Here is a 20,049-nt window from a genome sequence, read left to right as displayed (position 1 = left end):
GTGACGATGACGGGGCGAAGGAGTGTGATTTGCATCTCTCTGCGGTGATTTTTGATCTTGATGGGGTACTGGTTGATAGTGAGCCTGCACAGCTTGCTGCCTGGAACGATGTCTTGGCGCAATACGGATGTGCGCTCGATGAAGGTCTCGTTCGTGAACTGTTTGGCCTTCGGGTCCGAGATTCTGCGCGGAAGATTGTGGACTACTTTCACCTTCCGTGTGATCCGACGGCACTCCTTGCAGAGCGCGAGGCAGTCTTCTTTGACTCTTATGTTGAGCGCATTACCCTGATGCCCGGTGTTGCGGAAACGCTCGTTGAGCTTGCAGCGCAAGGCGTACCACTTGGCTTGGCAACATCTGGCCATCGTCGCTATGTGGAGCGCCTTTTGCCGCTCTTGACCCGCTATGCTTCCTTTGCCGCTATCGTGACTGGCGATGATGTGGCACGCGGAAAGCCTGCTCCAGACTGCTATCGGATTGCGGTGCAACAGTTAGGTGTCTCACCGTCTTCCACGCTCGCCATTGAAGATGCTCCGCTTGGCATCGCTGCTGCGAAAGCGGCCGGCCTCTTTTGTGTCGCGGTACCAAACCGCTATACCGCCGAATTGCCAGGACTCGCACTAGCCGACGTGCTTTTACCGCGGCTCGATGCGCTGTTACCCTGGTTACATCGATCGGCCATGCTGAACCGTCCATCACGAGAGGAGAGGGAGCACCGTGCTTGACCTGCTTATTCGCAACGGCACGGTTTTTGACGGTAGTGGGCGGCCTGGGTTCGTTGCTGATGTCGCGATCGAAGGGAATCGCATCGTGCACATTGGCCGGCTCGAGAGTGCGGTTGCACGGCAAGTCATTGATGCAACCGGCAAAGCTGTCGCCCCCGGGTTTATCGATATTCACACCCATTCTGAGTTGCCTCTCCTCGTTGACGGCCGGGCAATGAGCAAAGTGATGCAGGGAGTAACGCTCGAAGTTGTCGGTAACTGTGGCACGTCGCCTGGCCCACGAACACCAGTGGTTGAGGCTCGATTACGTGCACTTGCACCGGTTGATGATGAACTGCAGCAATGGACATGGCAGACGACTGGTGAATTCATGGACAAGCTCCAACAGCGCGGAATCGCGCTCAACGTTGCTTTTCTGGTCGGCCATGGCTCACTTCGTACCGCAGTCATGGGGACTGAGCAACGACCGCCAACGCCAGTCGAACTGCGGCAAATGCAAGAACGACTTCGTCTTGAGTTGGAGCAGGGGGCGCTTGGTCTTTCGACAGGACTGATCTATGCTCCGAGTATGTACGCTCAGACCGAAGAACTGATTGCACTGGCTCGCGTGCTCCGCGAAATGGGCCGCATCTATGCCAGCCACATTCGCGGAGAAGGCGATACGGTTGCTGAGGCCATTGACGAGGCAATAACCATTGGACGGCAGGCTGGCGTGCCGGTCCAGATCTCCCATTTGAAGGCCACTGGTCGGCAGAACTGGGGCCGTGCCCCAGCGTTACTCCGGTTGCTTGAACAGGCCCGAGGCGACGGCATTGACGTCATGGCCGACCAATATCCCTATGTTGCGAGCAGTACAACGCTTACAGCAGTCTTGCCGCCTTGGGCGCTGAGTGGTGGCATACCACAACTCCTGAGGCGGCTGCAGGATCTAACACAGCGTGCGCTGATACGACAGCAGATAACCGAAGGCGTTGATGGCTGGGTGCCGCTCTTGCGGGGATGCACATTCGCTGACCTGATTATTGCCTCCTTTGCACCAGATCCCTCGCTTGAGGGACAATCGCTTGCCGACATAGCAGCGCAACGCGGGCTTGATCCGAGCGAGCTGACCTTGCAACTCTTGGAAGAAGCTGGTGGCGAAGTCAGCATCATCCGTTTCGCGATGAGCGAAGAGGATGTCCGCACGATTTTGCAGCATCCGCTGGTGATGGTTGGTTCAGATGGCTCGGCGCTTGCTGCCGATGGCCCGCTGTCGCGTGGTAAGCCGCATCCGCGTGCCTATGGTACGTTCCCCCGTGTGCTTGGCCACTATGTCCGCGATGAGCGTGTCCTGTCGTTGCCCGAAGCGGTGCGTAAGATGACGGCGTTGCCGGCGATGCGCCTCGGACTGAAAGAACGTGGTCGACTTGTTGCAGGTTATCGAGCGGACATCGTCGTTTTTGATCCTGCGACGGTTGCGGAGCGGGCGACATGGGCAAATCCCCATCAGTATCCATGTGGCATTGAGTGGGTACTGGTTAATGGCGTGCCAGTCGTTGCCTATGGGCAACACACTGGCGCTCGGCCAGGACGCGTGTTACGTTGGGGTGTTGCTGGGTGCCCCGAATAATACGACGCGGAGCACCGGGGGACAGAGTGCTCCGCGCCAAGGGAAGGGAAGGGATTGGGGTTAGGACGGGCAGGGGGATCTGCTCCGCCCTCACCGCAAGTATAGCATGTTAACATAACGAGGACAACCTCGTGTGTTACTGGGGCTGTGCGTTTCGATCATGCCTGGCTACAAGCTACGTTTGCTGTTCTGTTATGTCATCGGTAATGGCAACAAGGCCGCTCTTGTCAAGAAGGGTGCTCTAAGGCTTCTCTGGCGTTGCTACGAGTATGCGTAGCGGTCGGTGATCGCCGTACTGTGCTCGTTTGTCTTCCATCTGCTGGGTGCCTGCTTGCCATTTCGGGGTTCATGCGCTATGATAGAGCGTTGTTCGCGCCCAGTTGTGGTACAGGGCGTTGGGGGGTGATCTCGCTAAGTAAACGGAGGTATAGGGGGAGTGAAGAGCCTGGGTCGACATGTGATTGTCGAGCTCTGGGGATGTAAAAATATTGACTCCCTTCCCAAGATCGAGGAAGCCTTGCGCGAAGCGGTGAAAGCAACCCGTGCGACGCTCCGCGACCTCCAGATTTTCCCCTGGGAACCGTATAACGGTGTGAGTGGCATCGCCATCCTCTCGGAGTCACACCTAAGTATTCACACATGGCCAGAGCTTGGCTATGCTGCTGTTGATATTTTCACGTGTGGCGAACACACACAGCCGGATGCGGCTGTCCCAGTGCTCCGCGAGTTTTTCAATCCGGAGCGGATGGAGGTGATGCAAGTGACGAGGGGGGTCATCGTTGATTGATAGTGGTCTGTGGCATACTGACGACCCTGAAGTGCCAAGTCAACGTATTTGGCTTAAAGTTCGGGAGACGCTGGAGCGGCGGACGTCGCCCTACCAGGAGATTGCGGTTCTTGATACGGTGCTGTTCGGCCGGGCGCTGGTTCTGAACAACGTTATCCAGACGGCCGAACGCGATGAGTTTTGCTACCATGAAATGCTCGTCCATCCAGCGATGCTTGCTCACCCTGCGCCACGGCAGGTGCTGATCGTCGGCGGCGGCGATGGGGGAGCATTGCGGCGGGTGCTTGAGCACAATACGGTCGAGCGCGTGACGATGGTGGAGATCGACCGCGATGTGGTTGAGGTTTGCCGTCGCCACTTGACAGCGATTCACGCCAATGCCTTTGATGATCCTCGTGTTGACCTGCGGTTTGAGGATGGATTTGCGTTTGTTCAAGCTCGCCCGTCCCGCTATGACATTATCATCGTCGATGGACCTGATCCGATTGGCACAACACCCGGTGCTGTGCTCTTTGCTGGTGAGTTTTATCAGGCACTTGCTGATATGCTGACGGATGACGGGATCGTTGTCCAGCAAACTGAATCGCCATTCCTGCTTCCGGCTCAAACGGCTGCGACCTATATTCTCCTGCGGCGCGTCTTGCCCATCGCTCGCACATACCTTACGACGGTGCAGTCCTATGATGGAGCCTGGAGCTTTACTCTTGGCGCTCGATCGATTGATCCGGCAACGGTTGACGAGGCTGTGCTCCTTGCACGTATGAACGAGCGCGGTATCTCGGCGTGTCGCTACTACAGCCCGGCGGTGCACCGCGCGGCGTTCCAGTTGCCGGTCTTTTTACAGCAATTTCTTGACGAATCGCTGGCTGCTGGTCGGCCTGCTGAGACCCATCCACTTATGCCCGAAGTCAATCTCCGTTTCCCGGGCTTTCAGCCGTAGCGCCTCTCCTATCTTCGACATCATAGAAGAGCCTGCCACACCGTACCAACGTGACGGGGGCAGGCCTGCTTTCTACCTAACGCGCGTGATCGACGAAATAGGTCTGGCACGCACGGTCAATCAGCGCTGGTGTTAAGCGCGGCTCAATTCCAAGAAACTGTGCTGCGCCAACAAGGTTACGCAGAATGTCACGCGGGTGACATGCCCGAAGCTCCCGTTTGCCCACATAGTGCGTACGTAACAGATAGGCCAAGCCTGTTGGGTCAAACGGAATGCCAAATGCTCGACACTGATCCTCAAAAATCTTTGCAAACTGCTGTACTGAAGGGTTGCCGAGGGCGATCTTAGCTGGAATTCTTCGCAGAAAAGCTTCGTCGGCAAGCGCTGATGGTGAAAGGTTCGTTGAGAGGACGAGCAGACCATCCCATGGAACCTCGATCTGCTTGCCATTGCGTAGTGTCAGGAAATCTCGGCGCTCTTCGAGAGGAATGATCCAGCGGTTGAGGAGTGCCTGGGGCTGGAATGCTTGTCGCCCAAAGTCATCGATAATGAGGACGCCGTTATTCGCGCGCAGGTGGATTGGTGCTTCCATGACTCCTGGTTGGGACGAAGGCTTCAGATCGAATGCATCAAGTGTCAATTCACCGCCAACGAGGACGCTTGGACGCTCGCACCGTACCCAACGCCGATCGCCAATCGTTCGCCGCGGCAACTCGATGGCATGGTGAACGTGCGGATCGAAGATCCGGATAATTTGCTGGTCAATGATGATTGCATGCGGAATAAGAACCGTGCCGCCAAACATAGCGGCGAAGCGTTGCGCGAGCGCTGTCTTCCCGTTACCTGGCTTGCCGTACAAGAAAATTGCATGCGCGCTATTGAGCGCTTGGCCGAGTTGTTCAAGAAGGGATTGTTCAAAATGTAGGCCACCGAGTGCGGCGAGCAGTGCGTCGCGCTGTACCCGCAGTCTTTGCAGCGATTGTTCCCGTACGACTTCAAGGTAGGCGGTAAAGGGTACGGGAGCTGGGCCAATATAGCCGTTCCGTTCGAGAGCTTCGCGTGCACGGCGTGTTCCCTGGCTGGTGAGACTGTAACGATAGCCAAGTTCTCCGAGCCCGTTTGTTCCCGTCACCTCGATGAGTTCTTCGCGCTTGGCTTGGCTCAGCACACGTTCAACCACATGCGGGTAGGGTAGGCAGAGTTGTTCGACGAGGACATAGGCAGGCAATGCTCCCTGCGTGTAGAGCAACTTCAGCAGCAGATCAAGCAGAAAGCTGGTCTCGAGTCCAGTCTCCTCACATGATGCTGGCTCTGGTGGTAGTAAGGTGGCCAAGGGAACAGTCGGATTCAGCGTCATGCGATACCATGCCTGCTCTTCACAGTCAGTATTTCCCCCATCTCGCGTTATCGACCGTAAGGCGCGGATGCGTGATAGGGAACGTTTCTCAGTCATGACCAGGACTAAAGATGGGGTGATTATGTTACGGGAGGAGCACTCGTTCGCCTTCGCTCAGCCCGGCAGCAATCTCCGCCATCCCATTGCTGCGCAAGCCCACTGTCACTTCACGCTCACTCTGCTGGCCGTTCGGTCCAATAACGGTGACAAACGTGCGCTGTCCGACAGTGTGCAATGCGCGCTCTGGAACAAGGAGCACATCACGACGAAGAATGGCCTGGACTCGCACTGTAGCGGTCATGCCAGGACGTAACGGCGCATTCGGCTGTGGTGTGAGTGCAACCTGACCAGTAAAGCTCGTGACGCCTCCTTGCTGTTGAGCGGCTTGGCTAATGCGGCTGATGGTCCCTGGAAATGTTTGGCCTGGGAAGGCATCGACCGTCACCTCAACGGGTTGGCCAGTGCTCAGGTAGCGGATGTCGGTCTCGTCCATGGTTACCGTTACACCAAGGTCATTGAATGCCGCGAGAGTCACAACAACAGCACCGGCACTCACCGGTGCTCCAGGACTGACGTTAACGTCTGTGACGATGCCATCAGCGGGGGCAACGATCAGGGTTTTGGCCAGATTCGCACGAACTTGATCATAGGCAGCTTGTGCATTCCGGCGTTGTGCTTCAGCATGCACCTTCTCTTCAGCACTGGCTTGTGTATTCTGAAGGGTGCTTGAGAGGGCTGCTTCTGCCTGCTCAAGCTGCTGCTTTGCCTGCATGATTTGCTCATCAATGGGTCTGCGGTCGAGCTGGACCAGAATATCCCCGGCTTGAACCGTGTCTCCTGGTGTCACAGCAACAATCTGGACGCGGTCGTCAATACTGCTTGTGACCGTGATGGGGTGCAATGCTGCAATGCGTCCATCAAGCTCGATCGTTCCTTCCAGTGTTCCGCGCTTGACTGTCCAGATTGATCCCGACGATGCGCGATGATTGCGGACAATCAGCACGCTGCCGATCCCGACAAGGAGTAGGACAGCAACGATCCCAATGATCCAGCGTCTATTCATAACGCAAGACCTCAACTGGGCGAAGACGAGCCGCAACGAACCCAGGCCCGATGCTTGCCAGTGCTGCAGCAGTCAGCGTCAACGCACAGGCAAGCAGTGGAGTGGCAAATGAGAGCGCGAGATGAATGCGGAAGAGGCGCTCCCCCGCTTGCGCTATGAGCGCTTGGGCGATCGGGTAGCTCGCGGCTAAGCCGAGTGTCAGCCCAATGATGCCCATGCCAAGTCCTTCACCGGTAATCAGGAGGAGCAGCTGGCCGGTGCTCGCCCCGAGTGCACGCAGAATGCCGACCTCGCGTCGCCGCTCTGTGAGGTTCAGGAGAAGGGTATTTGCAATGCCAGCAATACCGATCACGAGCACAATGAGCACCATAGCGCGCAAGAGAAGCGCGAGAATCGCAATAACTTGCTTGGCTACTTCTTGGTCCTGATAGATCGCAAGCGTAATCGGACGAAGAGAGCGGTACTGTTGTTCCAGGCCCTCTAAGGCAGTGTCAACAGCATGGGGAGCGCTCGACAAGAGTTGAAGCCCAAAGAGCCGTGCATGCCCTCCGTGTCCCTGAAGTCGCTCAAGGTCGTTGGCACGAAGAAAGACTTTGCCCACCGTTGTTGCACCCAGATACGTGCTGTCATCGTCAACAATGCCCACAACTTGGATGAGTACGGACTGTCGATCCATATCGAGTCGCACGACACTACCGACCTGCGCGCCAACACGTTGCGCCAAGTTTTGCGTCAGCACGGCAGCCATTGGTAGTGCTGGTCGGAGCCACGTTCCGGCAACGAGGTGAGGTTGGTAAATCGTCGTCTCTGCTGGTACCCCCCAAATATCTGTTGCAACACTCCCAATAGCACCCGAGGTACGTTCCCAGGCCTCTGCATGTAGAATGTCCGGATCAGTGCGTTCAAGTTGCGTCGCGAAGCTCGTTGGGGCAAGTTGTCCGAAAAGGACCCATCCTTCGGCGCGGTAGCGATCGTAGAGGCCAGCAATTGTCCGATCGATGGAAAGCGAGACCGTTTGGCTACTCGCAAAGGCAGCAGCTGCTGTTGCAACGATCAGGGCCGTGATCGTCGCGCGGCCAAGCCGTCGGAAGAGGTTGCGAGCACCAAGCACAAGCAAAAAGAACGTCCGCTCGTGAGCGCGTATCTGTGTGCCGATGCTAAGTGAACGTCCTGTTGATTGCTGTGTTTCCCTGAGGAGCAGAGCCGAAGGCGTGCGCAAGGCTTGCCAGCAAGGGAGCGCGGCTGCGAGCAGGCTTACACCGATTCCCGCCGCAAGCGCAAGAGCGCCGTCGACAATCTGGAAGTGATAAGCCGGCAGGAGCAGACCAGCGAGATTCGCCAGGTAGCCTGTGATGGCACGTCCAAGCAGGATTCCGCTACCGAGTCCGGCAATCGCACCGAGAAGGCCAAACAGCGCTGCCTGGACGAGAACCATGATCGCGATTGCATGATGCGATGCGCCAATTGCTTTGAGCACGCCAAGGACATGCCGCTCTTCAAGCAAGATTGCCGCAATGGTGTTCGCGACAAGAAAAACGCTGATACCGAGTGCCAAAAGCGAAAATGCGCGCAGTAATGCAAGAAGTGTTTGCAGCTCACGGCTGCCGGTTAGCTCTCGTGGATCACGCACCGTCCAGCCGCCGGTGCTGATTCCGCGCCGGGCAACGAAGCGTTGGAGTTCCTGTGCGGTTGTGCCAGCGAGCGAGGGTTGTACGGTTCGGATCAACAACGTATTGTCACTTGCTATACCAAGGTTGGCTCGAACATCACGCGCGGGAGCGTACAGAATGATCTGATTGCCAATGCTTGCTGCAAGTGTCGCTGGGGCGCGAACGAAGCCCACGACACGAGCGTAGGTTATTGGATCGCCGGGCGTTGGCTGGAGGGCGATGAGGTCACCAAGGTGCAGCGAAATGAGGGCTCTGGCGGTGATATCAACGACAACTTCCCCATGCTCTGGCCAGCGTCCGGTAATCAGGGTCGGAACATCAAGCTGCATGTGCGAGAAATCGTCGACGCCAGTCAACTGGGCATAGAGACGGCGAGAGCCGACGATCAGTCGGGTGAATTGCACGGCGCGACTTTCAACCCCTGCCACGTTCTCGCGGCGGGCTACAACGCTGAGCAGTGCTGGGGTTGCAGGGTAGGCATAGGCTGTAATATCAGGCTGATATGTTTGCGCGTACGTGGCACGCTGGGCCTCAACGAGCAGTCGCCCGGTAACCAGGACGGCGATCAGGACGCTGACTCCGAGCGTAATGCCAATGGCGGTTAATAAGCTCCGCAATGGACGCGCACGAAAATCGCGCCAGGCTTTCTTGAGAGCAAGACTCACCATTCGGGTACGCTTTCCGGCCGAATTCGCCCATCCACCGGCGAATACGCTCCAATTTTAGTCTCTTCGCCGATGGTACTTCAGCCGAGCCAGCCCCTTGCATCATTGTTACGGTTTCCTGTAATGTATCGCCTTGTATATGCATGGCAAGACGTTCGAGTCGTGCCAGCGGTGCTGGGTTAGGGATCGTATAAGAACCTACTTGGAGGAGGGGGATAGTCCATGGAGAAGCTCGTTGAACAACTCCGTGCCGAAGCGCTCGCTGGTTTGATCTCTCGCCGCGAGCTGCTCAAACGAGCCGCTGTCCTGGGGTTGAGTGCCCCGACAATCGCGGCGCTGCTTGCGGCATGTGGTGGCGGCGGGAATGCGACCCCAACAGCTGCGCCAGCAACTCCAGCAACTCAAGCAACAACAACCCCAACGAAGGCTGCGAGTGCTGCCTCACCGACTCTGCAAGCTGCTGCCGGGACGACGCCGACGGCCGGCACTGGAAAACGCGGTGGTGGTGGGACGCTGAAGTTACTCTGGTGGCAAGCGCCAACGATCCTCAACCCACACCTCTCGCAAGGAACCAAGGATTTTGATGCGTCAAATGTTGTCTTTGAGGCGCTTGCCTATGTGAATGAAAAGGAAGAGCTTGAGCCGAGACTGGCAACTGAGATTCCGAGTGTTGACAAAGGCACGCTCGATCCACAGGGCATGTGGGTCGTTTGGAAACTCCGCAAGGGTGTGAAGTGGCACGATGGCCAGCCATTTACGGCAAATGACGTGAAGTTTACCTTTGAATTTGCATCGAATAAGGCGACGGCAGCGACAACGTATGCCACCTATGAGCCGGTTGACCGTGTCGAAATCCTCGATGACTACACGGTTAAGGTGTACTTTAAGCAGCCGACGCCGGGTTGGTTTGGCCCGTTTGTTGGTCTTTTGGGCCTCATCTTGCCGCAGCATGTCTTGAAGGACTATGTTGGGGCAAATGCCCGGAACGCGCCATTTAACCTCAAGCCGATTGGTACCGGGCCCTATAAGGTCGTGCAGTTCAATCCTGGTGACGTCGTCGTCTATGAGATTAACCAGGACTACTGGCAGCCGGGGCAGCCATACTTCGACCGCATTGAGCTCAAAGGCGGTGGCGATGCCACGAGTGCTGCGCGGGCAGTTCTCCAGACCGGTGAGTACGACTATGCCTGGAATCTGCAGGTCGAGGCGACTGTCCTCAAGCAGCTCGAACAGGCAGGCAAAGGCAAGCTTGTCATTTGGCCAGGGACCGGCACAGAACGGATTATGGTCAACTTTGCTGATCCGAATACGGAAAAGGACGGTGCGCGCTCGGAGCCCGATGTGCCCCATCCGTTCTTCAGCAATCCCAAGATTCGTCAGGCGCTGGCATTAGCTATCCAGCGTGATGTTATTGTCAATCAGCTCTATGGTCAGACTGGCAAGACAACTGCGAATAACCTCAATGCCCCTGAGAAGTACAAGAATCCTGATCTCAAGTGGGAATATAACCTCGATAAGGCTGCGGCGCTGCTCGATGAGGCTGGGGCAAAGATGGGTCCCAATGGTGTACGCGTCTACAATGGCAAGCCGCTCCAAATCCTTTACCAAACTTCGATTAACCAAATTCGGCAGCGAACCCAGGAAATTGTGAAAGCCTCGCTTGAAAAGATCGGCTTCAAGGTTGATCTCAAGAGCATCGATTCCAAGGTCTTCTTCTCCTCGGAAGCTGGCAATCCTGACACGTATGCCCATTTCTATGCCGACATTGAGATGTACACCAATGGCCCATCGTCGCTGTATCCCTACAGCTGGACACAGCGCTACCATTCATCACGCATTGCCAGCAAGGCCAATAACTGGTCTGGCGACAACATCACCCGGTATAAGAACCCCGATATGGACAAGGTCATTGATTCGCTGAAGAGCGAAATGAATCCTGATAAGCAAATCCAATTGTTCCGTGAGGTGAATCGCATCAGCGTGACCGATGTCGTTGAAATTCCGCTCGTCCATCGAGCGAGCGTGGCAGCGGCTTCGAAGACGCTCACGGGTTATCGCTCGTCAACCTGGGAGTCAGATCTCTGGAATATTGGCGAGTGGAAGCGTACCTCGTAGACGGCGTTGCGCTGTAGAGGCATGATGAGCGCCCTGCCAGGGGAGTTTCCTGGCAGGGCGTTTGCTATCCGTAATGCGGTACGTGCTCGGGGGTTCCCTGTCCTGCGCTGTTCTCAACGAGATCGATGATCTGGCCATCCCGGAGATGCACGGTAGCCTGTGCCCACTGGGCAACGGCTGAATCGTGGGTGACGAGGACAATTGTCCGCCCTTCCTGCCAAAGAGTTTGGAAAAGCTGCATTACCTGCTCACTGGCTGCTGAATCGAGATTGCCTGTTGGCTCATCGGCCAGGATAAGCGGTGGATCGTTGGCGAGCGCACGGGCGATAGCAACACGTTGCTGTTCGCCGCCAGAGAGTGTTGGCGGAAGACGATCAGCTAAATGGGCTACGCCGACACGGTCCAGAAGCAGTTGTGCTCGCTTTCGCGCTTGTCGCGTTCCGGCAAAGATCAGGGGGAGTTCCACATTCTCGAGCACTGTCAGCGTTGGCAGCAGTTGAAAAAATTGGAAAACAATACCGACAGTGTGGCGACGCCAGCGGGTCAACGCCTCTTCGCTGAGTCCGTTCAGCGTTGTGCCGGCTACACGCACGATCCCACTCGTTGGCCGGTCGATGCCTGCAAGGAGATTGAGGAATGTCGATTTGCCACAGCCCGACGGCCCCATGATTGCATACCAGCTTCCCCGGGGAATGCTCAGTGTAATGTCACGCAGCGCCCAGTAGTCACGTTGACCTTGGCGATAGATCTTCGAGACATGGTCAAGTTCAATCAGTGGACTGCTGTTTGCCTCAAACATGGTCTACTCTGCGTCTATGACGTGCCGCGGAGTACTGAGAGCACAACCAGTAAGAGTGCTGCGCCAATGGCTGCAATCAAAACACTGCCAAAGAAGCCGACTGGTCCATGGAAGCCGAGTCGCGAGAACAGATAGCCACCGATGATCGCACCGACAAGGCCGATAGCAATGTTGCCAAGACAGCCGAATCCTCGTCCTCGAGTCATGAGGCCGGCGAGCCATCCCGCGAGGAGGCCAACGAGGAGCCAGCCAAACAATGAGCCAACGACGAACATCGACAGGGTCACGACTCCGTCCTCTCTGCCATTTCAGGATGGGCAAACGGATCAGGGGGGCATTCCGCAAGCAGTTTCCAGTCGCGCGGTGTGAGATTGGCACGCTGGAGAAGGTCTGGACGCCGAGCCTTGGTTCGGCATAGTGCTTGCTGACGCCGCCATTCAGCAATCTTCGCATGATTCCCACTCAGTAATACGCTCGGGACTGCAAGTCCACGAAAGACTGGTGGGCGCGTGTACTGTGGATATTCCAGTAATCCCGAGCTATACGATTCTTCAGCCAGCGATTCCGGATCAATCACCCCTGGTATCAGTCTTGCGACAACATCGATGATAACGGCAGCCGCTAGCTCTCCGCCGGTGAGCACGTAATCACCAATCGAGAGTTCTCGTGCGTTGAGGATAATCCGTACTCGGTCATCAATCCCTTCATAGCGCCCGCAGATAAGGGCGAGGCGGGGAAATTGTGCAAGCTCACGGGCAATGTCTTGGGTAAATCTCTCGCCTGAGGGGGTGAGCAAAATCACGGGCGTGGTGTGCAATTCTGCGCCGAGCACGTCTTCAACTGCATGGACAATTGGCGGCGCCATCATGACCATGCCTGCCCCGCCGCCGTAGGGTTCATCGTCGACTGAGCGATGCTTGTCAGTGGTCCAATCACGGATATTGTGGAGATGGACGCTGACAAGCCCGCGCTCTTGAGCGCGCCGGAGAATGCTTTCGCTCAGTGGACCACTAAACATACCAGGGAAAATAGTAAAGACGTCAAAGCGCACGCGCGACCCTCCACTGCTAGAGGAGAGCCTACCAGAAATGGCGTGGTTTGGGCTTGGCGTTGTCGCTAGGAATCAACGATCGATGGTTGGACAGTTGTCGCAGGTGTATGCGCGGGGACTGGTTCATTTGCGCCTACTGCTCGCAGAAATGCCTCAACAACAACGGGGTCAAATTGGGTTCCTGCGCAACGACGAATCTCGGCAATCGCTTCTTCGTGGGAGCGAGCACGCCGGTAGCTCCGGTTACTTGTCATCGCGTCATAGGTATCGGCGACCGCAATAACGCGTGCCCCAAAGGGGATCTGTTCTCCAGCAAGCCCGTCGGGATAGCCAGTCCCATCCCATCGTTCATGATGATGCCGGGCAATGAGTGCGATTTCACGGTATGGGGTCAGCCGCCCTAAGATCTCACTACTCTCAATCGGATGTTGCTTGATGGCTTCAAATTCTTCTTCGGTTAGTCGACCAGGCTTCAGTAAGACAGCATCACTGATCGCAATCTTGCCAAGATCATGGATGCGCGCGGCAGCGATGATCGTCTCGCGTTGTGCGCTTGGCAAATCCGGGAATTGATTAAGGATCTTTTCCACAAGTTTCGTGACTCGCTGCGAGTGTTCTGAGGTATAGACGTCGCGCTTATCGAGGAGATCGGCGAGTAATTCAAACGTCTCACGTGTCTCTTGTTGGAGCTTGTAGTAATTGCGGAAGGCTAAGTATGGCCCGACAAGGGGAATGATCATTAACACGAGCGCTAGTGGATTTTGATGTGCAAGCACGGGATAAAGTGCACCAAGGGTCGGCATAGCAAGAAACTCAACGACCATACTAAGCGTAGTTTTCCGCCAGAGGGTAAAGAAATCTGCTCCGATAGCTAAAGAGACTACTGTAATTAAGACGACAGATTGTGTGATGCTTGCAGCAGCAGCTGCGATGAGCATAATCACGAAATTGTGCTTGCCGTCAAGCGGGCTGAGTTGCGGGTTGGCAAAGGAGTAATATATCCAACCTGCAATAAAGGTCTGCAATCCATAATTCGAGGCATTAACTATCATCTTAATAGGGGCTCGCTTCTCAAGCAGATCATTAAGTGTTGACCCTGCTATTGCGATGATCGCCCCCCACAAAGGACCAAGGGAGAGCGCAGCGGCGAAGTTTAGCGCTGAGGACACATTGAAGCCTAAGTCAAATTGCTTCACTGGAAAGAAGATCGTAAGGCTATCGCCAATGACAATGCCAGCACACAGGACAAGTGCGGCAAAAACCATTAGGGGGGACCAGATCGGCTGCCATAGGTAGGGGCCTACTCCTGCGAGCAGCCCCCCTGTTAAAGCTACGAGCATAGTTACGGCAATAATCAGGCTTGTTTTGCGTCGCATACTTGAATACGCAATGGCAATCCTTACCTTACTCAGTGTCTCATTGTAGAGCTTTGTGATAGCAGCGTCTATGGTCTTCAGCTATGAATTGCTGGTATTTTCGTCATGTTTTGCTATGGTAGGAAAGTCCCCAAAAAGAAAAGCGCCACTCGATTTAAAGAAATCGAGATGGCGCCCTCTCCTGGCATAATACCCACTACCAGGTCTTAGCCCTCGTTCGCGACAATTAGCCCCACTTCCAGCTCTTCCACTTCATGGAAGTGATCCCCCTTCCCTCCAGTATACAGAGCCTTCTCTCTTTTCTAGTACTCTCGCCTGTCGATTGAGTACTAGTGTCACTTTGTAGTGTAGTCTTTAGTCCTATCAAGACAAGACAAAAGGGCTAGGAAGCTTGGACATAATGGCTAGGAGAAAAGTCATGACGGCTGCGCATGTGCCCGCTCGTCGCTGTGGGCAGCGCTTTGGTAGCCTTCTCCTACGGTGGTTGGCTGTCTAGGCGGGCAGGTCCATGGTGCAGGATGTAACGGACAAACTTCAAACATTTCGCCGTGTGTTAGTGACGGGAGGCGCTGGCTTTATTGGCAGTCACTTCGTGCGTCTTCTCCTCGCTGCCGGGATTTCCGAAATACGGGTACTTGACAAGCTGACCTACGCGGGTAACCTTGCGAATCTCGCGGATGAGCTCAGTGCTCCCGCTGTCACGTTCATCCAAGGCGATATTGCCGATCCTAAGGCTGTTGCGGCAGCAATGGCTGGATGTGACGCCGTTGTGCACTTCGCGGCTGAGACGCATGTCGATCGCGCGATCCTCGAGCCAGCACCATTCATCCAGACCAATGTCCTGGGAACACAGGTCTTGCTGAATGCTGCGCTCGCCTATCACGTTCGGCGTTTTGTGCACGTGAGTACGGATGAGGTCTACGGCGAGGTCCTTGTCGGCGCTGTGAATGAGGCAGCGCCGTTACGCCCGCGCAATCCATATGCGGCAAGCAAAGCTGCAGCTGATCTCCTCGCCTTGTCTTACTATGCATCCTATGGCTTGCCTGTCGTCGTAACGCGAGGCGCAAATACCTATGGCCCGTATCAGCACCCAGAGAAGCTCATTCCACTGGCGATTACCAATGTTCTTGAAGGCAAACCGGTGCCAATCTATGGCGATGGCTTGCAAGAGCGCGATTGGCTCTTTGTGACTGATCATTGTCGAGCAATCGCCTTTGCCCTGGCGGATGGTCAGCCGGGCCAGATTTATAACATCGGGGCTGGAAATCATCGCCCAAATCGTGAGGTTGTCCGTGCGATCTTGCGCCTCTTACACTGCTCGGACGAGTGGATCACCTATGTCACTGATCGGCCTGGCCATGACCGGCGTTATGCTGTCGATCCGCAAGCACTGATGGCTCTTGGCTGGCGACCAACTGTCTCGTTTGAGGAAGGATTACGCCAAACGGTTGCCTGGTACCAGCAGCGACGCGACTGGTGGGAACCGATGAAGCAAGGGGAATTCGCTGCGTATGCTGCGCGAAACTACGGCTCCCGCCAACGCATGGGCTAGTGCCCTGCGGAGCACGGCAATGCCGCTCACTATCGACTTCGCCATTGCAAAAACACATCGCTACGGAACCCGCGAGAGCGGTGATACGGCGGAGGTCATTGAGCGCCCTGCTGGTGGGTTCTCGGTTGTATTGGTTGATGGTCAAGGAACAGGGGCAGCTGCGAAGCTGCTCAGTTTGCAGGTTGCGGGACAAGTCGTTTCCTTGCTCAATGCTGGGGTGCGTGATGGAGCGGCAGCACGTGCTGCCCACGATTACCTGTTTGCGACACGCGGAGGCAAAGTTTCGGCAGAGTTGTGCATTCTTTCGGTCGATCTTGCATCGCGCTCTCTTGTTATCACTCGCAATAGTACTGTCCCAGTTGTCCTTTGGCGTGATGGGGTGATCTCGCTTGTCGATGATCAGAGCGAGCGCATTGGTATCTACCGTCATACGCGTCCACACGTTTTTGAATTGCCGATGGAAGCCGAGACGCGTGTCGTCATTGTCAGTGATGGGGTCATACATGCGGGGGAGCGGTGGTCCTGTCCCTTCACGTTGCCAGCCGCTGTCGAGGCGATCTTTGCAGTGGCTGTTACGGCGGAGTGTGCTGCTGACGAGTTGCTCCAGCAAGCGATTGCAGCCGATCGTGGCCGCCCGAATGATGATATGACCGTCGTCGTCTTATCGTTAGCTGCTGGCGGTGCAGAGCAGCCTATTCGCAAGCTCCGTCTCACCGTACCGTTGACGCGATGATGTCTGCGCAACTGAGCTCTCAGCCGTTTCCGCATCGTGTTGTGCTGGTCGGTCCCTGCGGGGCCGGTAAATCCACAATCGCCAAGGCTTTGCAAGATCGCGGCGTTGAAGTCGTCGTCGTTGGCCAAGAGCATTCAGCAATTCATGACCTTTGGCGTCGTGTTGGTCCGGCGTTGCTTGTGTTCCTTGATGCGAGTCTCGCGGTGATTCGCCAACGCCGCGGTCCGGATTGGCCCGCGTGGCTCTATCAGATCGAACAGGAGCGACTTGCTGATGCACGTGCTCATGCCGATCTGATACTTGATACTGGTGTGCTCACTGTTGATGATGTTGTCCGCGCTATTCTCACTGCTATCCAGCAGCAATCCTCAGGGTAACGCGTGCTGCGGCCGCGGGTACGCTGAACAGCGGTGAGCCGGGATTTGCCTCACGCTGCCAGCGCTCGGCGCCCAATGGCGCTAAGGTAACGGTTGCGGTCGATTCCGGCCCAACCGGTCGCTCAAACCGTGCCCGCTCGAAATACTGTACCCAGTGATCACCCTCGCGAATCTGCTCAGAAATCGGGAAACCAAAGATTGCGAGCCCGCCATTTTGCTCCCAGAAGGTACGGAAAATACCGGAAAGTGTATGGCCAGTTTCTGGGAAATAGAGCACGCCAGGCTGGTGCGGATCAGTCACGGCTGGATCTGGATGTCCTCGGAGTTCTATTCCCAGCAGACCGAGGGTGACTGTCCCGTCGTGGTGCAACTCAAGTCGGGCGTTGACACAGTATTGGATCAAGCGCCCGTCGGACGTTGCAAGCTCCGGACTAATCGGCGGGCCAAAGAGGGCTGCTCCATTATGGCTTTCCCAGAAGCGTTTAAAGGCTCCACGCAAAACCTGTCCCGTCTCTGCAAAGTAGCGAGCTGTAGCACTTGCAGGATCGGCAACAACGGTAATGTTCCAGCGCCCTGTTGCTCCTTCCCGGGTTTGGGTGGTGATTGCCGCAGCAAGTTCATGCGTGCCTGGGGTGAGGCTTGCAACCGCGCGAATCACTGTTACGTGGCTTGTGGTGTCCTGCTGCCATGTCGGCGAAAGAATTGGTTCTCCGTCAATCCGGAGGTCAATGATTGCCGGGGTGAGATCACCAGGGATCGTGAGCAAGATCGGCACAATGCCAGCTGCATATCGGTCAGTGGGCAGCGGTTCGCGAAGCTGAAGTAAGAGTTGACTTGCGCTATTGGCTACTGAGAACGACCATGCCCGCTGGCTTGTATGGCCTTGGTCATCGCGGGCTATAACCGTGACAGTGTATTGTCCGGCTGAAAGTGCTGTTTCGTATTCGAGCCTCCACGTCTGCGCGCTCACCGTATAGACAGCCGGCTGCACTTCTTGTCCATTCAGCAGCAGTTGCACGTGCTGGAGTGGGCGTGAGCCAACCACTTGGACGCGGATCGTTGTCGTGCTCCTCGTAATTGTTTCTCCAGGGCGTGGGGTCATAACAGTAATATTCGGCTGCGTGAGCAATCCCAGGCTCGAGCGCGCAAAGACGAGGAGGACGAGAAGGCTGCCCACTGTTGCAAGTGCAGTTAACCAGTTCGCGCGCACTTTGTCCTTGCGCCCTTCTGATCGTGTACCATCCCTCATATGCCAGCGACCACGCTGCTTCATGGCTGATCGCAGCATCGTTCAAGGATGGCCGTCAGTTACGCCCTGCACCTCACTTGTCGCTGTCCCCCACTGTCAAGCCTACCAGATTGCGGAGGCAACTGAGCTTCGGCGTTGACCAGCGTACAATCACGGATGAGGAGGGATGGGAACAGGCTATGCGGACGCCCTTAACGCGATGGTGGATTGCACTCTGCATTCTCTGCGTCGTGCTTGTTGCTGGCCCCGCGTTGCTTTTTGCTGCACGCTATAACACTGGTCTTTTCCCAACGCCAACGATGGCGTCGTTGCCTTTCTCTACCCCATTGCCTACCCAGACACCCGAACGCCGCGAGCCAGCACGCTCTGCTCCTGCGACGATACCGCCGAGTCCTGAGCAGGAAACGGTGCTGGTTGCACCTGCGCCGAGCCCGTCACCGCCGGCTCATGGCCCGCAAGTGCTGACATTGCTTGGATCGCCACAGGGTGTCTTAACGCTTGATCCTGCTCTTGTCCAGGATGCAGATTCTGCCTTTGTTATCCGTCAAATCTTTCGTGGCCTGATTGACTTCGATGATCACCTTATGCCAATCCCCGCACTTGCCCAGCAGGTGCGTGTCTCAGCTGATCAGTTGACCTACACGATCACGCTTCGCGACAAACTCACATTTCAGGATGGAACGCCGCTGACCGCGTGGGACGTGAAATACAGCTTCGAGCGGGCAACAGACCCGGCCCTTGTCGGCGGCGATGGTCGTAAGCTTCCTGCCTGGAATGTTTTCCGCGATCTTGTTGGCGCGGAAGATCGGATGCTTGGTCGACGCAACGATATACCTGGCATTCGCATCATCGATGATCAAACGCTTGAAATTCAACTCACTCGCCCTTCTCCAACACTGTTACTTCGGCTCGCCACTCCGCCTGCGTTCATTGTGAGCCAAGCGAATGTAGAGACAGGGCCAAATTGGTGGAAACATCCAAATGGGAGCGGTCCGTTCCGGGTAGCCCAGTGGAGTGATCGACTGCTCGTCCTTGAGGGGGTGCCTTCTTATCGACCATCGCCGCCGATCCTGCACGAGGTGCGCATAAAGCTCGGCCTCGATGCGCTTGATCCAGTGACGCAATATGAGCAAGGGCAAATTGATCTTGCTGATGTCCCATTAAACGAACTTGACCGTATTCTTGCCCCTCGCTCGCCTTATCGCAACCAACTGCAGATGCAGCCATTGTTTGAAGGAAATTTCCTCTTCATCAATCCCGATCTACCGCCTTTTACCGATCCCGCGGTTCGGCGAGCGCTGGTGCAAGCGATCGATGTCACCAAACTTGTCCATGTCACACTGCAAGATCGTGTCGTAGAGGCGAAGGGCATTGTGCCCGCCGGGGTGCTCGGACAAGACTGGACTGCGTCGCTCGTGCCTTTTGATCCTGCCGCGGCAAGCTCAATCCTCCATGCTGTAACAGCGTCGGCTCCGCTCGAACTCAGTTCTGGAGGGAGTGACGTACTGGTTGTTCTTGCCAAGGCTCTGGAGCGCGACATCCATGTCCCCGTGCACGTGCTGAACTACGACTGGCCAGATTATCTGGCTGACCTCTCCCACCATCGCTTTGCGTGCTTTCTCGTCAGCTGGCTGGCCGATTATCCCGACCCTGAAGCATTTCTCAGCACACTCTTCCGCTCTGATAGTCCAGACAACATGCTTGGGTACAACGATCCGCAGATCGATGCGTTGCTTGACCGTGCGTCTCACTCGACTGATCCTCTTGTCCGAGTGGCCATCTATCGTGCTGTGCAGCAGCAACTGCTCGATGCGGCAATTGTTGTGCCACTCTATCAAGACGTTGCCTATATCCTCGTGCAGCCGCGTGTTCATGGCTTACCCTTGACGCCATTGGGAATACTTGGGCTTGAGCGTGTATGGATTGCCGGCTCGTAGACAGA

Annotated in this window: 17 protein-coding genes; 9 read left to right on the top strand and 8 right to left on the bottom strand. The window is 56.1% G+C overall.

What is annotated here, in order from left to right; all coding sequences use genetic code 11:
* Nucleotides 1-29: 29 nt before the first annotated feature.
* The 4 genes from N675_RS11510 to speE all read left to right on the top strand — a co-directional run bounded on the left by N675_RS11510 (nt 30) and on the right by speE (nt 4,061).
* Complete coding sequence (locus N675_RS11510; protein ID WP_051914691.1) at nt 30-725, top strand: HAD family hydrolase; 696 nt, start codon at nt 30-32, stop codon at nt 723-725.
* Nucleotides 718-2,334 carry an N-acyl-D-amino-acid deacylase family protein gene (locus N675_RS11505; RefSeq protein WP_038040064.1) on the top strand — a complete coding sequence of 539 codons (1,617 nt, stop codon included), beginning with the start codon at nt 718-720 and terminating at the stop codon, nt 2,332-2,334. The genes N675_RS11510 and N675_RS11505 overlap by 8 nt, the downstream gene beginning before the upstream one ends.
* Before the next feature lie 436 nt (nt 2,335-2,770).
* Nucleotides 2,771-3,121, top strand: a complete 351-nt coding sequence (speD, locus tag N675_RS11500; RefSeq protein ID WP_038040062.1) for an adenosylmethionine decarboxylase — start codon at nt 2,771-2,773, stop codon at nt 3,119-3,121.
* The gene (gene speE / locus N675_RS11495; RefSeq protein WP_051914690.1) at nt 3,114-4,061 is read left to right on the top strand and encodes a polyamine aminopropyltransferase; all 948 of its coding nucleotides are present in this window, start codon (nt 3,114-3,116) and stop codon (nt 4,059-4,061) included. The genes speD and speE overlap by 8 nt, the downstream gene beginning before the upstream one ends.
* Nucleotides 4,062-4,137: 76 nt before the next feature.
* Here speE and N675_RS11490 read toward each other — a convergent pair whose 3' ends face one another.
* From N675_RS11490 to N675_RS11480, 3 genes are all read right to left on the bottom strand, one after another.
* Nucleotides 4,138-5,418, bottom strand: coding sequence for an ATP-binding protein (locus tag N675_RS11490; RefSeq protein WP_038040061.1), 1,281 nt, complete (start codon nt 5,416-5,418; stop codon nt 4,138-4,140).
* Between the two features lie 124 nt (nt 5,419-5,542).
* Nucleotides 5,543-6,520 carry an efflux RND transporter periplasmic adaptor subunit gene (locus tag N675_RS11485; RefSeq protein ID WP_038040060.1) on the bottom strand — a complete coding sequence of 326 codons (978 nt, stop codon included), beginning with the start codon at nt 6,518-6,520 and terminating at the stop codon, nt 5,543-5,545.
* Nucleotides 6,513-8,858 carry an FtsX-like permease family protein gene (locus N675_RS11480; RefSeq protein WP_051914689.1) on the bottom strand — a complete coding sequence of 782 codons (2,346 nt, stop codon included), beginning with the start codon at nt 8,856-8,858 and terminating at the stop codon, nt 6,513-6,515. The genes N675_RS11485 and N675_RS11480 overlap by 8 nt, the downstream gene beginning before the upstream one ends.
* Before the next feature lie 219 nt (nt 8,859-9,077).
* Here N675_RS11480 and N675_RS11475 point away from each other — a divergent pair, with 219 nt between their 5' ends.
* Nucleotides 9,078-10,970, top strand: a complete 1,893-nt coding sequence (locus N675_RS11475; RefSeq protein ID WP_038040059.1) for a peptide ABC transporter substrate-binding protein — start codon at nt 9,078-9,080, stop codon at nt 10,968-10,970.
* A gap of 64 nt (nt 10,971-11,034) precedes the next feature.
* Here N675_RS11475 and N675_RS11470 read toward each other — a convergent pair whose 3' ends face one another.
* From N675_RS11470 to N675_RS13815, 4 genes are all read right to left on the bottom strand, one after another.
* The gene (locus tag N675_RS11470; RefSeq protein ID WP_038040058.1) at nt 11,035-11,769 is read right to left on the bottom strand and encodes an ABC transporter ATP-binding protein; all 735 of its coding nucleotides are present in this window, start codon (nt 11,767-11,769) and stop codon (nt 11,035-11,037) included.
* Nucleotides 11,770-11,783: 14 nt separating this feature from the next.
* Nucleotides 11,784-12,056, bottom strand: coding sequence for a GlsB/YeaQ/YmgE family stress response membrane protein (locus N675_RS11465; RefSeq protein ID WP_422396429.1), 273 nt, complete (start codon nt 12,054-12,056; stop codon nt 11,784-11,786).
* Nucleotides 12,053-12,820, bottom strand: a complete 768-nt coding sequence (gene trmD, locus N675_RS11460) for a tRNA (guanosine(37)-N1)-methyltransferase TrmD (RefSeq protein ID WP_051914688.1) — start codon at nt 12,818-12,820, stop codon at nt 12,053-12,055. The genes N675_RS11465 and trmD overlap by 4 nt, the downstream gene beginning before the upstream one ends.
* A 65-nt stretch (nt 12,821-12,885) precedes the next feature.
* Complete coding sequence (locus tag N675_RS13815; RefSeq protein WP_231578030.1) at nt 12,886-14,085, bottom strand: HD domain-containing phosphohydrolase; 1,200 nt, start codon at nt 14,083-14,085, stop codon at nt 12,886-12,888.
* A 619-nt stretch (nt 14,086-14,704) separates the two neighbouring features.
* On the opposite strand from N675_RS13815, the gene rfbB reads away from it, so the two are divergent.
* The 3 genes from rfbB to N675_RS11440 are packed head-to-tail and all read left to right on the top strand — an operon-like array spanning nt 14,705 to nt 16,858.
* Nucleotides 14,705-15,748 carry a dTDP-glucose 4,6-dehydratase gene (gene rfbB / locus N675_RS11450; RefSeq protein ID WP_051914686.1) on the top strand — a complete coding sequence of 348 codons (1,044 nt, stop codon included), beginning with the start codon at nt 14,705-14,707 and terminating at the stop codon, nt 15,746-15,748.
* 19 nt (nt 15,749-15,767) lie between these two features.
* A complete protein-coding gene (locus tag N675_RS11445) occupies nt 15,768-16,481 on the top strand; it encodes a SpoIIE family protein phosphatase (protein WP_038040752.1) in 714 nt (237 codons plus the stop codon).
* A complete protein-coding gene (locus N675_RS11440) occupies nt 16,478-16,858 on the top strand; it encodes an ATP-binding protein (protein ID WP_231578029.1) in 381 nt (126 codons plus the stop codon). The genes N675_RS11445 and N675_RS11440 overlap by 4 nt, the downstream gene beginning before the upstream one ends.
* On the opposite strand, the gene N675_RS13810 is transcribed toward N675_RS11440, so the two are convergent.
* Nucleotides 16,833-18,068, bottom strand: coding sequence for an Ig-like domain-containing protein (locus N675_RS13810; RefSeq protein WP_051914684.1), 1,236 nt, complete (start codon nt 18,066-18,068; stop codon nt 16,833-16,835). The two genes, N675_RS11440 and N675_RS13810, sit on opposite strands and share 26 nt — an antisense overlap.
* Nucleotides 18,069-18,286: 218 nt before the next feature.
* Between N675_RS13810 and N675_RS11430 the strand changes: the two genes are divergently transcribed.
* Nucleotides 18,287-20,044: an ABC transporter substrate-binding protein gene (locus N675_RS11430; protein WP_038040057.1), complete on the top strand. Its 1,758-nt coding sequence runs from the start codon at nt 18,287-18,289 to the stop codon at nt 20,042-20,044.
* Nucleotides 20,045-20,049: the final 5 nt, after the last annotated feature.

Origin of the sequence: Thermorudis peleae, assembly GCF_000744775.1 — a bacterium.
GTDB lineage: Bacteria > Chloroflexota > Chloroflexia > Thermomicrobiales > Thermomicrobiaceae > Thermorudis > Thermorudis peleae.
This window is presented reverse-complemented; position numbering and strand designations above follow the sequence as displayed.